Source organism: Vibrio sp. EA2 (assembly GCF_033042495.1).
Lineage (GTDB): Bacteria > Pseudomonadota > Gammaproteobacteria > Enterobacterales > Vibrionaceae > Vibrio.
In genome coordinates this window covers 33,011-46,169 of sequence record NZ_JAWLID010000014.1, presented here as the reverse complement: position 1 = coordinate 46,169, position 13,159 = coordinate 33,011, and the positions used below count along the sequence as shown (strand labels likewise).

General features: G+C 46.4%; 14 protein-coding genes. All 14 read right to left on the bottom strand.

What is annotated here, in order from left to right; genetic code table 11:
• Window positions 1-39: 39 nt before the first annotated feature.
• A complete protein-coding gene (gene glmU / locus RXX31_RS20765) occupies window positions 40-1,401 on the bottom strand; it encodes a bifunctional UDP-N-acetylglucosamine diphosphorylase/glucosamine-1-phosphate N-acetyltransferase GlmU (RefSeq protein ID WP_317591600.1) in 1,362 nt (453 codons plus the stop codon).
• Window positions 1,402-1,550: 149 nt separating this feature from the next.
• Window positions 1,551-1,973, bottom strand: a complete 423-nt coding sequence (locus tag RXX31_RS20760) for a F0F1 ATP synthase subunit epsilon (RefSeq protein WP_014233411.1) — start codon at window positions 1,971-1,973, stop codon at window positions 1,551-1,553.
• 18 nt (window positions 1,974-1,991) lie between these two features.
• Entirely contained in the window at window positions 1,992-3,395 is a 1,404-nt protein-coding gene (gene atpD, locus RXX31_RS20755) for a F0F1 ATP synthase subunit beta (protein WP_317591599.1), read from the bottom strand.
• A gap of 35 nt (window positions 3,396-3,430) precedes the next feature.
• Entirely contained in the window at window positions 3,431-4,297 is an 867-nt protein-coding gene (atpG, locus tag RXX31_RS20750) for a F0F1 ATP synthase subunit gamma (protein ID WP_317591598.1), read from the bottom strand.
• 44 nt (window positions 4,298-4,341) lie between these two features.
• Window positions 4,342-5,883 carry a F0F1 ATP synthase subunit alpha gene (gene atpA / locus RXX31_RS20745; RefSeq protein ID WP_317591597.1) on the bottom strand — a complete coding sequence of 514 codons (1,542 nt, stop codon included), beginning with the start codon at window positions 5,881-5,883 and terminating at the stop codon, window positions 4,342-4,344.
• 13 nt (window positions 5,884-5,896) lie between these two features.
• Window positions 5,897-6,430 carry a F0F1 ATP synthase subunit delta gene (gene atpH / locus RXX31_RS20740; RefSeq protein ID WP_317591596.1) on the bottom strand — a complete coding sequence of 178 codons (534 nt, stop codon included), beginning with the start codon at window positions 6,428-6,430 and terminating at the stop codon, window positions 5,897-5,899.
• A gap of 14 nt (window positions 6,431-6,444) precedes the next feature.
• On the bottom strand, window positions 6,445-6,915 hold the full coding sequence (gene atpF, locus RXX31_RS20735) for a F0F1 ATP synthase subunit B (protein ID WP_317591595.1): 471 nt from the start codon (window positions 6,913-6,915) through the stop codon (window positions 6,445-6,447).
• A 71-nt stretch (window positions 6,916-6,986) separates the two neighbouring features.
• The gene (atpE, locus tag RXX31_RS20730; protein ID WP_002540812.1) at window positions 6,987-7,241 is read right to left on the bottom strand and encodes a F0F1 ATP synthase subunit C; all 255 of its coding nucleotides are present in this window, start codon (window positions 7,239-7,241) and stop codon (window positions 6,987-6,989) included.
• 56 nt (window positions 7,242-7,297) lie between these two features.
• Window positions 7,298-8,107: a F0F1 ATP synthase subunit A gene (gene atpB / locus RXX31_RS20725; RefSeq protein WP_237318706.1), complete on the bottom strand. Its 810-nt coding sequence runs from the start codon at window positions 8,105-8,107 to the stop codon at window positions 7,298-7,300.
• 8 nt (window positions 8,108-8,115) lie between these two features.
• Window positions 8,116-8,505, bottom strand: a complete 390-nt coding sequence (locus tag RXX31_RS20720; protein WP_237318708.1) for a F0F1 ATP synthase subunit I — start codon at window positions 8,503-8,505, stop codon at window positions 8,116-8,118.
• A 189-nt stretch (window positions 8,506-8,694) separates the two neighbouring features.
• The gene (locus tag RXX31_RS20715) at window positions 8,695-9,576 is read right to left on the bottom strand and encodes a ParB/RepB/Spo0J family partition protein (protein ID WP_317591594.1); all 882 of its coding nucleotides are present in this window, start codon (window positions 9,574-9,576) and stop codon (window positions 8,695-8,697) included.
• Window positions 9,577-9,594: 18 nt separating this feature from the next.
• Window positions 9,595-10,374 (bottom strand): ParA family protein, encoded by a 780-nt coding sequence (locus tag RXX31_RS20710; RefSeq protein WP_317591593.1) that lies wholly within the window; start codon window positions 10,372-10,374, stop codon window positions 9,595-9,597.
• Window positions 10,375-10,385: 11 nt separating this feature from the next.
• Window positions 10,386-11,021 carry a 16S rRNA (guanine(527)-N(7))-methyltransferase RsmG gene (rsmG, locus tag RXX31_RS20705; protein WP_317591592.1) on the bottom strand — a complete coding sequence of 212 codons (636 nt, stop codon included), beginning with the start codon at window positions 11,019-11,021 and terminating at the stop codon, window positions 10,386-10,388.
• On the bottom strand, window positions 11,021-12,916 hold the full coding sequence (mnmG, locus tag RXX31_RS20700; RefSeq protein ID WP_317591591.1) for a tRNA uridine-5-carboxymethylaminomethyl(34) synthesis enzyme MnmG: 1,896 nt from the start codon (window positions 12,914-12,916) through the stop codon (window positions 11,021-11,023). The genes rsmG and mnmG overlap by 1 nt, the downstream gene beginning before the upstream one ends.
• Between the last annotated feature and the right edge of the window lie 243 nt (window positions 12,917-13,159).

Here is a 13,159-nt window from a genome sequence, read left to right as displayed (position 1 = left end):
TTTAATTTTTCTTTAGCGAGAGGTTAACGCTGAGATGCGTTACTTTTTCTTTACCGGACGCTGCCAGCCTGTGATTCTGCGCTCTTTAGCACGAGTAATCACTAACTCACCTTCGGCTACGTCTTTAGTCAGAGTTGTACCTGCGCCGATAGTCGCACCATCAGCAATGGTCACTGGCGCTACTAGCTGGCTGTCCGAGCCAACGAAAACATCATCGCCAATGATGGTTTTGAACTTGTTTGCACCATCGTAATTACACGTAATCGTACCAGCACCGATATTGGTACGCTGGCCGATTTCTGCGTCGCCCAGGTAAGTCAGATGGTTTGCTTTAGAACCTTCGCCAATGCGCGCATTCTTCACTTCAACAAAGTTACCGACGTGAGAATCGTTACGCATATCTGCACCAGGACGCAGACGCGTAAATGGACCGACAGTACAGTCCTCTCCGACAGTTGCACCTTCAATCACACTGTATGGACGTACGATCGTGTTGTCATCAATCTCACAATCTTTCAACACACTGCCAGCACCGATAACGACGTTATCACCAAGCGATACACTGCCTTCGATGATCACATTCACATCAATTTCACAGTCCATGCCGCACTGCAGTTCACCACGTAAGTCAAAGCGCGCTGGATCTCGCAGCATAACGCCCTGCTCCAGAAGCTTTTGTGCTTGCATCGATTGGAACGCACGCTCTAAACGAGCAAGTTGAGCGCGGTCATTTACCCCTTCAACTTCAATAGGGTTCGCAGGATGAACCGCTTCGACAGCACGTCCTTCATCATGCGCAGCCGCAATAACGTCAGTCAGGTAGTATTCACCCTGAGCGTTATTATTGTTCAGGCCAGATAACCAGCGTTTCAGATCACCTCCAGTCGCCACCATCACACCTGTGTTGATTTCTTTGATCTGTTTTTGTTCTTCAGTGGCATCCTTCTGCTCGACGATAGCAACCACAGGACCATTCTTACGCACAATACGTCCGTAGCCGGTTGGGTTATCCAGAACAACAGTTAGTAACGCGATACCACCCGTTGGTTGAGCATCAAGCAGGCTCTCAATAGTTTCCGCTGAAATCAGTGGCACGTCGCCATACGAGACAAGGATTTTTTCATCATCTTCGAATTGCGCTGAAGCCTGATCCACTGCATGGCCAGTACCTAGCTGCTCAGCCTGAAGTACCCAGTTAACAGGTTCTTCTGCTAGTGCCTGCTTCATTTGATCGCCACCGTGGCCGTATACCAGGTGAATATTTTGCGCACCAAGACCGGCACATGTATCAATGACATGTTTTGCCATTGGTTTACCAGCCAAAGTATGAAGCACTTTTGGCATGTTCGAATACATACGGGTTCCTTTACCCGCAGCAAGAATTACAGCACTGAATTTCATTGACAACCTATTGACGTTCTTTATGTAGTTGGCGGATATTTTAGACAGCTTGAAGGGATAAGTTAATGGTAAGAGGTCAATTTCTAACTAAAATTAATCAAAAAGGCGACCATTTGGCCGCCTTTTTCATGCAACGTTGCTAATTGAGCTTAGCGACGTTTTTTGGTCAGCTCGATAACTCGTAGCTGAGCAATGGCTTTAGCCAGTTCACTGGCCGCTTGTGCGAAGTCCATATCGCCATGCTGGTTCTGGATATTCTCCTCAGCACGACGCTTAGCTTCTTCTGCCTTCGCTGCGTCTAGATCTTCACCACGAATCGCTGTATCAGCCAGTACTGTAGCAGTACCCGGCTGAACTTCGACCATACCACCAGAGACATAAATGAACTCTTCGTGGCCGTGCTGTTTCACAATACGCACCATACCAGGCTGAATAGCGGTCAGAAGCGGAGTATGGCCATGGAAAATACCAAGCTCACCTTCGCTACCGGTCACCTGAAACGTTTCTACACGACCAGAGAAAATACGTTTCTCAGCGCTTACTACGTCTAGGTGAAAGGTTATTGGTGCCATATCGCCTCCTAGTTAGCCTTATAGCTTCTTAGCATTCTCAATAGCATCATCGATGCTACCGCAGTACATAAATGCCTGCTCTGGAATGTCATCGTATTCACCAGCTAGTAGACCTTTAAAGCCACGTAGAGTCTCTTTAAGAGGTACGTAAATACCAGGGTCGCCTGTAAATACTTCTGCCACGTGGTAAGGCTGAGTTAGGAAACGCTCAATCTTACGTGCACGAGATACAACTTGCTTATCTTCTTCAGATAGCTCGTCCATACCTAGGATAGCAATGATGTCTTTCAGCTCTTTGTAGCGCTGAAGTGTCTGCTGAACGCCACGAGCAACATCGTAGTGATCTTGACCAACGACTAGTGGATCAAGCATACGAGATGTTGAATCTAGTGGGTCGATCGCAGGGTATAGACCCATTGCAGCGATGTTACGGTTAAGTACAACCGTTGCATCCAAGTGCGCGAACGTTGTTGCTGGAGACGGGTCAGTCAAGTCATCCGCAGGTACGTATACCGCCTGTACAGACGTGATAGAACCTGATTTCGTTGACGTGATACGCTCCTGAAGTACACCCATCTCTTCTGCAAGAGTTGGCTGGTAACCTACCGCAGAAGGCATACGACCTAGCAGTGCTGATACCTCTGTACCTGCAAGTGTGTAACGATAAATGTTATCGATAAACAGCAGTACGTCACGGCCTTCATCACGGAATTTCTCCGCCATAGTCAAGCCAGTCAGTGCAACACGTAGACGGTTACCCGGTGGCTCGTTCATCTGACCGTAAACCATCGCTACTTTCGATTCTTCAGGCTTCTCAACGTTTACAACGCCCGCTTCCTGCATCTCGTAGTAGAAATCGTTACCTTCACGAGTACGCTCACCAACACCAGCAAATACTGATAGACCTGAGTGTTGTAGTGCGATGTTGTTGATAAGCTCCATCATGTTAACGGTCTTACCTACACCTGCACCACCGAATAGACCGATTTTACCACCCTTAGCGAATGGACAAATTAGGTCGATTACTTTAACACCCGTTTCTAGAAGTGCAATTTCGTTTGATTGGTCTTCGTAGCTTGGTGCGCTGCGGTGGATAGAGTAAACCTCTTCCGCGCCAACTTCACCACGCTCATCAATCGCGTCACCTAGGACGTTCATGATACGACCTAGAGTTTTAGTACCGACTGGTACTGAAATTGGAGCGCCAGTGTTAACCACTTCTACTCCACGACGTAAACCATCAGAGCTACCCATTACGATACAACGAACTACGCCACCGCCTAGCTGTTGTTGAACTTCAAGAACTAGACGCTCTTTTGAGTCCGTTACGTTTAGAGCGTCATATACACTAGGTACTTCGCTCTGTGGGAACTCTACGTCGACTACCGCACCGATGATCTGTACGATCTTACCTGTAGCCATCGTTAATCCTCTAAACTATTTCGTTTTACCTAAGCTTAAACCGCAGCTGCACCACCAACGATTTCCGATAGTTCTTGTGTAATCGCAGCCTGACGGGCTTTGTTGTACACAAGTTCTAAATCATCAATCAGGTTGGTTGCGTTATCCGTTGCAGCCTTCATCGCAATCATTCGAGCCGCTTGCTCACAAGCAAGGTTCTCAACCACACCTTGGTATACCTGAGACTCTACGTAACGCACTAGTAGCGTATCCAGTAGAGGTTTTGGCTCAGGCTCATAGATGTAGTCCCATGAGTGCTCACGCTGCATCTCTTTGCTGTCCGATTTAGGCAAAGGTAGCAATTGATCGATCGTTGGTTGCTGAACCATAGTGTTTACAAACTTGTTGAACACTACGTATAAACGGTCCAGTTCACCTTCATCGTATTTCTTCAGCATTACGCCAACAGAACCGATTAGGTCTTCCAGGCTTGGGTTATCGCCAAGGCCAGAAACCTGTGCCGCAACTTTTGCGCCACCATGTTTAAAGAAAGCTGTTGCTTTCGAGCCAATCACTGCCAGCTCGATTTCAGCACCTTTCTCTTTCCATGTTTGGATGTCTGTAACGGCTTTTTTGAACACGTTAATGTTCAAACCACCACACAGACCACGGTCTGTCGAAACGATGATGTAACCAACACGTTTAGCTTCACGCTCTTCTAGGTACGGATGACGGTACTCTAGGTTTGCGTTTGCCACGTGACCGATCACTTTACGCATTGTTTCAGCGTATGGACGAGAAGCTTCCATTGCATCTTGAGAGCGACGCATTTTTGAAGCTGCTACCATTTCCATCGCTTTCGTAATTTTCTGCGTGCTTTTAACACTACCGATTTTATTACGTATCTCTTTTGCGCCGGCCATCGTTACTCTCCGTTAGTTGGTGGCAGAAACTGCCACCGACCTAATTACCAAGTTTGGGTTGCTTTGAAGTCGTCAGTCAGTTTCTTCAACTGAGCTTCGATTTCATCGTTGTAAGCACCAGACTTGTCGATCTCAGCTGCTAGTTCAGCGTATTGACCGCGAGCGTACGATAGTAGAGCCGCCTCGAAATCTAGAACTTTGTTTAGTTCTACATCATCAAGGTAACCGCGCTCTGCCGCGAAGATAGTTAGCGCTTGGTCAAATACAGACATTGGAGCGTACTGCTTCTGCTTCATTAGTTCTGTAACTTTTTGACCATGGTCTAGCTGTTTCTTCGTTGCTTCATCAAGATCAGAAGAGAACTGAGCAAATGCGGCTAGTTCGCGGTATGCAGCTAGTGCTGTACGGATACCACCTGATAGTTTCTTGATGATTTTCGTCTGAGCTGAACCACCTACACGAGATACTGAGATACCTGGGTCAACCGCTGGGCGTACACCTGCGTTGAATAGCTCAGTTTGTAGGAAGATCTGACCATCGGTAATTGAGATTACGTTAGTCGGTACGAATGCTGAAACGTCACCGGCTTGAGTTTCGATGATAGGAAGAGCAGTCAAAGAACCAGTCTTACCTTTCACTTCACCGTTAGTGAAACGCTCTACGTAGTCTTCGTTTACACGAGCTGCACGCTCTAGTAGACGAGAGTGTAAGTAGAATACGTCACCTGGGAAAGCCTCACGGCCTGGTGGACGTTTAAGTAGTAGAGAGATCTGACGGTAAGCTACTGCTTGCTTAGATAGATCATCGTAAACAATCAGTGCGTCTTCGCCGCGATCGCGGAAGTATTCACCCATCGCACAACCTGCGTATGGCGCCAAGTATTGTAGCGCAGCAGATTCAGAAGCCGATGCAACTACAACGATAGTGTTTTGTAGTGCGCCGTGCTCTTCTAGTTTGCGAACCACGTTTGCAATAGTCGATGCTTTCTGACCGATTGCTACGTAGATTGAGAAAATACCAGAGTCTTTCTGGTTGATGATCGCATCGATCGCCAGTGCTGTTTTACCAATCTGACGGTCACCGATGATAAGCTCACGCTGACCACGACCGATTGGGATCATTGAGTCAACTGACTTATAACCAGTTTGCACAGGTTGATCTACCGATTTACGGTCGATTACGCCTGGTGCGATCATTTCTACAGGTGAAGTCATTTTCGCTTCGATTGGACCTTTACCATCGATAGGCTCACCCAGCGTGTTTACTACGCGGCCTAGTAGTTCTGGACCAACTGGCACTTCAAGAATGCGGCCAGTACCTGTAACTTTCATGCCTTCCCTAAGGTCAGCATATGGACCCATTACAACAGCACCAACCGAGTCACGCTCAAGGTTAAGTGCCAGTGCAAAACGGCCACCCGGTAATTCAATCATTTCACCTTGCATCACGTCCGCTAGGCCGTGGATGCGGATGATACCATCGCTTACCGATACGATAGTACCCTCGTTACGAGCTTCACTAACAACTTCGAAAGATTCGATACGTTGTTTGATCAGATCGCTAATTTCCGTGGAATTAAGTTGCATGCTCCAATCCCCATTAAGACTGCAATGCATCGCTCAGGCGGTTCAAACGACCACGCGCTGAGTCATCGATGACTAGGTCTCCGGCTCGAATAATAACCCCACCAAGTAGGGTCTCATCTACACTGCAATTCAGCTTCACTTTACGTTCAAGACGTGCTTCAAGTTTGCTGCTGATATTTGCAAGCTGTTCATCAGAAAGCGCTGACGCTGAAATAACTTCAACATCGATTTCTTTCTCATGTTCTTTCTTCAAAATGAAGAACTGCTCACAAACATCAGGAAGGGCCGTTAAACGACCATTCTCAGCCATGACCTTTAAAAGGTTTTGACCGTTCGCATCAACTTGGTCACCACAAACTGCAACAAAAATTTCTGCCATTTTTTCAGCAGAGAATGAACTGGTTAGCAGTTCAGTCATTTGTTCGTTATTGGCAACTTCAGCAGCAAAAGACAGCATTTGACCCCATTGGTCTAGTTGGTCTTTTTCTACCGCAAAGTCGAAGGCTGCTTTAGCATAGGGGCGTGCGATTGTAGTCAAATCAGACATATGCGCCCCCAGACTTAAAGTTTTGCAGTAATGTTGTCGAGAATATCTTTTTGCGCGTCTTTATCGATAGAACGCTCAAGGATTTTCTCAGCACCAGCTACAGCCAGAGTAGCAACTTGTTTGCGCAGCTCATCGCGTGCACGATTACGCTCAGCTTCAAGTTCAGCTTCCGCTTGCACTAGGATTTTCTGGCGTTCTGCCTGAGCTTCCTCGCGAGCTTCTTCTAGAATTTGAGACTTACGCTTATTCGCATGCTCGATGATCTCAGTTGCTGTGCGCTTCGCTTCTTTCAACTGATCAGAAGCGTTGGCTTGTGCTAGATCCAAGTCTTTAGCAGCACGTTCAGCTGCTTGAAGACCATCAGCGATTTTCTTCTGACGCTCTTCGATCGCTTGCATCAACGGTGGCCACACATACTTCATGCAGAACCACACAAATAGTGCGAACGAGATTGCTTGACCTAGCAGAGTTGCGTTTATGTTCACAACAGCTACCCCTCTATTTGGACTTAGTATTAATCAGTGACAAGCCTAAGCTCGTCCCAAGTTAAAGGTGATTAACCTAGTTGACCAACGAATGGGTTTGCGAAAGTGAATAGTAGCGCGATTACGATACCGATCATTGGAACCGCATCAAGTAGACCTGCGATGATGAACATCTTAACTTGTAGCATAGGAGCCATTTCTGGTTGACGTGCTGCACCTTCTAGGAATTTACCACCTAGTAGTGCGAAACCAATCGCTGTACCAAGAGAAGCAAGACCGACGATAATACCTACGGCGATTGCAGAAAAGCTCAGTAAAGTTTCCATTACTATCTCCAATTTATAGTTGTTGGCTTAGTGCCCAAATAAAAAAGCTAAAAAAATTAATGATCAGGATCTTCGTGTGCCATTGACAGGTAAACAATTGTCAACATCATAAATACGAAGGCTTGAATCGTAATAACCAAGATATGGAAGATTGCCCACGGTAGTGAACCCATCCATTGTAAGTACCATGGTAGCATTGCCGCACAAAGAATGAATACAACCTCACCCGCGAACATGTTACCGAATAGACGCATACCAAGTGATAGAGGTTTCGCAAGTAGCGATACCACTTCAATCAGTAGGTTAAACGGAATCATCAGTGGGTGATTGAATGGATGTAGTGCAAGTTCTTTTGCGAATCCACCTAGACCTTTTACTTTGATGCTGTAGAAAATCATCAATGCAAAAACGCCTAGAGCCATAGCCATGGTGATATTCACATCAGCAGACGGTACGACCTTAAGGTAAGGAATACCAAGCCAATGTTCTGCTGGGTATGGTAAGAAGTCGATCGGGACTAAGTCCATCACGTTCATCAAAAATACCCAACAAAAGATAGTCAGTGCTAAAGGCGCGATCAGTGGGTTGCGTCCATGGAACGTATCTTTGACGTTATCAGCGACAAATTCTACGATCATTTCTACAGCACACTGAAGCTTACCCGGTACACCCGCTGTTGTTCTCTTTGCTACTTTGTAAAAGATTCCGAGGAAAATTAAACCAGTAAACCAAGAAAAAAACAGGCTATCGATATGTACGTTCCAGAAACTTGCTTCTTCCACTAAACCTAACTTAGCTAATGATAAGTTGGTAAGGTGGTGGGCAATGTATCCGGACGATGTTAGCGCTTCACCTGGCGCAGCCATAACTCATCCTATTTTTTGTTGTTAATGAATAGCACTGGTGCAAAGATATTAATACCTAGTACCAGCAAATAGGTTAGTTTGAGGGGAACAAGTTCCACCTGCATATACATGTAGGCAACATAGAACAGTGCAACCGTGATGAGAATTTTCAGTACTTCGCCCGTATAGAAAGAAGCCGCGATGCGCTTGGCAGCGCGAGCCCCACTAAACATAAAAGCACATAGCGCGAATACTGCATTGGCAATGACAAAAATGCCCCCACCAATCAACGCGGAAAGTCCCCAATCAGGATTTACGGCTACCGCCATCCCTGCTGCCACAAAAATAACCGCGCCAGACTGGATCATTAACAATTGCCTTGCAAGCTCTCGTCCTGGTCTAGCTAACGCAGCTACCATGTATTCGTACCTCTAGTAATATCCACTTCGCACTAAACTCACTGTGCAGTGAAATTGGCGAAAATTATACGTTCAGTCCAACCGAATGCAATTAAATTGCATCAAAAACTTACAGTTTTGTTTACAAAACGACAACTTTCGCACAAAATTCGATTAAATCGGTTAATTGACCTAAATCAATTATCTCACTTAGGCCTCAAGCTTGGCAATAAGTTGCTCTAATTTGTGAGGTTCATCAAGACTTATCGTCAGCTTTGCTTTTCCACCTGCAGAACGAACCAAAGAAACTTTAGCGTCAAGCATCTGGCTTAATTTATGCGACATTTGCATAGCTTCGGTATCTTCTTGTTGCGCTTTTTGCTCATTCTGTGGGGCTAAGCACTTTTTTACTAACTGTTCGGTTTGGCGAACAGTCATTTGTTTTTTCGCCACCTGAAAAGCAACCTCAATTTGCTGCTCGCCTTCCAGTGCTAATAACGCCCGGGCATGTCCCATTTCGAGCTTTTTATCCGCCACCAAGCTTTTCACTTCGAGCTCGAGCTGATTCAAACGCAGCAGATTACTGACCGTCGTTCTTGACTTACCAATCACTTCGGCGACTTGCTGGTGCGTTAAGGCAAACTCATCTTGCAAACGCTCTAAAGCCTGTGCTTCTTCAATCACGTTAAGATCTTCACGCTGAATATTCTCAATCAGCGCCATGGCAATCGCAGCACGGTCCTCAACTTTTTTCACCAAACAAGGCACACGCTTTAGACCTGCCTGCTTAGCGGCACGCCAGCGTCGCTCACCGGCAATGATCTCATATTGGCCACTATCGAGCTGACGAACCACAATCGGCTGAATGATGCCTTGTGATTGAATCGAAGCCGCCAGTTCTTCCAGAGCTTCTGGTGCCATATCTTTACGCGGTTGGTAGACTCCTGGCTGCAATTGACCTATCGCGAGTTCCATTAACTCACCGTCTGCCGATAAGGCTTGGCTATGCGATGCAATATGCTGTTTTTCACGAGCAAATGAACTGGTCGACAACAACGCATCCAGTCCTTTTCCTAGACCACGCTTAGACATGGGATTGAATTCCTTAGGTTAGAGTGAAACGGGTACTTCATCGCGGCGAAGCATCTCACCCGCCAGAGCAAGATAAGCTTTGGCGCCAGCAGAATACTTATCGTAGTACATCGCCGGTTTACCATGGCTTGGCGCTTCGGCCAGACGAACGTTACGCGGAATAACTGTGCGGTAAACTTTCGTACCAAAATGCTTTTTAAGTTGATCGGATACTTCATTCGATAAACGGTTACGCGGATCGTACATGGTGCGCAGTAAACCTTCAATTTTGAGGTTTTCGTTCACTACCGCCGCCAGTTTGCTAATCGTATCCATAAGAGCAGTTAAACCTTCTAACGCAAAGTATTCACATTGCATAGGCACCAGCACTGAATCAGCTGCAGCCATAGCATTGATTGTAAGAAGGTTTAGAGAAGGGGGACAATCGATAAAGATGAAATCATAGTTATCACGAACTGACGATAAGGCATTTTTCAGGCGAACTTCGCGTGCGAAGACTTCCATCAGCTTGATTTCTGCAGCGGTAACGTCACCGTTTGCCGCGATAAGATCGTACTTTCCGGACGTTTCCGAACACACCACTTGTTCAAACGGCGTGTCTTCGACTAACAGATCATACGCCGTGGCATCGACCATGTACTTATCGACACCACTGGCCATCGTAGCATTGCCTTGAGGGTCGAGATCGATAACCAAAACCTTGCGCTTTGTTGCCGCCATCGAAGCCGCTAAGTTAATGCACGTTGTTGTTTTGCCGACCCCACCTTTCTGGTTGGCGATTGCTACTATTTTACCCACAAACTACCTCGCTAATTTTCCTTGCGCGATAAGATTACTAGATGACGCTCGCCTTCCAACTCAGGAACAGTCAAAGATACGATATCTGTCACATAACACCACTCAGGAAGCAGATCTATTTCATCTTTAGGGTGCTGTCCTTTCAATGCAAGAAACAATCCATGTTCTTGTTTCGGCAGATGGTGACACCATTCCACCATATCTGTCATTGAAGCAAAAGCACGGCTTAAAACACCATCAAATTTTTCTTCAGGCTGGAACTCTTCAACACGGCTTTGGACAGGAGTAACATTCTTCAGGCCTAGCGCGTGTACTACCTGTTTGAGAAAACGAATACGCTTACCCAGGCTATCAAGTAAGTAAAACTCTTTGTCCGGATTCATGATTGCCAGTGGAATCCCCGGTAAACCGGGGCCAGTGCCAACATCGATAAATCGCTGACCAGGTAAGTGTTCGCTAACCACTATACTATCAAGAATATGTTTCACTAACATCTCATGCGGATCACGTACTGAAGTCAAATTGTACGCTTTGTTCCATTTGTCGAGCAGTTCAACATAGCCAACGAGCTGATCACGTTGCTTATCGGATACCTCAAGGTCGGTTTGAGCAATCAATGCATCCAATTTGGTGCGAAGTACGGTCATTACTCATCCTCGCCTTTTTTCAGTAAACCATGTTTCTTCAGGTGAACCAGCAGAATTGAAATCGCTGCCGGTGTCACTCCAGAAATACGAGACGCAATGCCGATACTTTCAGGCTTCGCTTCGCTTAACTTAGCTACCACCTCGTTGGAAAGACCTTTTACATCTTTATAATCCAGATCAACCGGTAACTTAGTGTGTTCATGGCGAAGCGACTTCTCGATCTCATCCTGCTGGCGCTTGATGTAACCATCATATTTCACCTGGATTTCAACCTGCTCAGCGGCTTGTTGATCTTCCAGCGCCGGGGCAAAAGCCTCTAACTGAGTCAGTTGTGCGTATGTGATCTCCGGACGACGCAACAGATCCTCACCACTGGCTTCACGCGCCATTGGGGTTTTCAGCAAGCTGTTCAGGGCATCGATACCTTGTGAGTTCGGGTTCATCCAGGTCGACTTCAGGCGTTGACGCTCGGTTTCCATGTTGTCTATTTTTTCATTGAAACGTGCCCAACGCACATCATCAACCAACCCAAGTTCACGCGCTTTTTCGGTTAAGCGTAAATCGGCATTGTCCTCACGCAACAACAGGCGGTATTCCGCTCGAGAGGTGAACATGCGGTACGGTTCTTTGGTACCCATGGTAGATAAATCATCAATCAATACGCCCATGTAAGCCTGATCGCGACGTGGATTCCAACCTTCTTTGTCTTGGCTGTACAAACTCGCGTTCAAGCCTGCCATCAAGCCCTGAGCTGCCGCTTCTTCGTACCCGGTGGTACCGTTAATTTGACCAGCAAAGAACAGGCCATTAATAAATTTCGTTTCGTAGGTTTGCTTCAAATCACGCGGGTCGAAGAAATCGTACTCAATCGCGTAACCTGGACGCACAATATGCGCGTTCTCAAAACCTTTCATGGTGCGAACAATCTTCACCTGAACATCAAACGGCAAACTGGTCGAAATACCATTTGGGTAAAGCTCGTTGGTTGTCAGACCTTCTGGCTCAATAAAAATCTGGTGACTATTCTTGTCAGCAAAACGCATCACCTTGTCTTCGATAGACGGGCAGTAACGCGGACCGATACCTTCGATTACCCCAGCGTACATTGGACTACGATCAAGGTTCGCGCGGATCACATCATGAGTACTTTCATTGGTGTGAGTAATGAAACATGGAATCTGACGCGGGTGCTGGTCACGTTTACCCAAGAATGAGAATACTGGTGTCGGGTTATCCCCGTGTTGCTCTTCCAGTACTGAGAAGTCTACCGTGCGAGCATCAATTCGTGGTGGGGTGCCTGTCTTGAGACGATCAACACGAAATGGCAGTTCACGCAAACGATCTGCAAGCGCGATCGATGGCGGATCACCTGCACGACCACCTGAAGAGCTTTCCATACCAATGTGGATCTTACCACCCAGGAAAGTACCAACCGTCAACACAACCGACTTAGCGCGAAATTTAAGACCCATTTGAGTCACAACGCCAACCACATGATCCTGTTCCACAATCAGATCATCAACCGATTGCTGGAATAGGGTTAAGTTTGGCGCGTTTTCTAGTGCACTACGAACGTAAGATTTGTAAAGCGCGCGATCGGCTTGAGCACGAGTCGCTCGTACAGCTGGGCCTTTAGAGGCATTAAGTGTTCGGAATTGAATACCTGCATGATCGATAGCCTGTGCCATCAAACCGCCCATTGCATCCACTTCTTTGACTAAGTGACCTTTACCAATACCACCAATCGCCGGATTACAAGACATCTGGCCTAGCGTATCGATGTTATGGGTTAGAAGAAGCGTTTTTTGTCCTGTACGTGCAGATGCGAGTGCGGCTTCCGTTCCAGCATGTCCGCCACCAACAACAATGACGTCAAAATTTTCGTGATAAAGCATGAACCGACCTCAGGTATTCAAAGGATTTATTGGACAGATAAAGGAGCCGTATTTTACCTGCTTTATGTCACAGAGAAAATCGTTTTCTCGCTTTATCCATTTTAAGCTTCAAGTACTATATATATAAGATCTATATATATGATCTTTTATTAGATCTATTATTAGGATCGCCCCTTTCTGTGGATAACCGAAAAATGATCAACAAGATCATGGATCTTCTTTGGATCACATCTTGTGATCTTG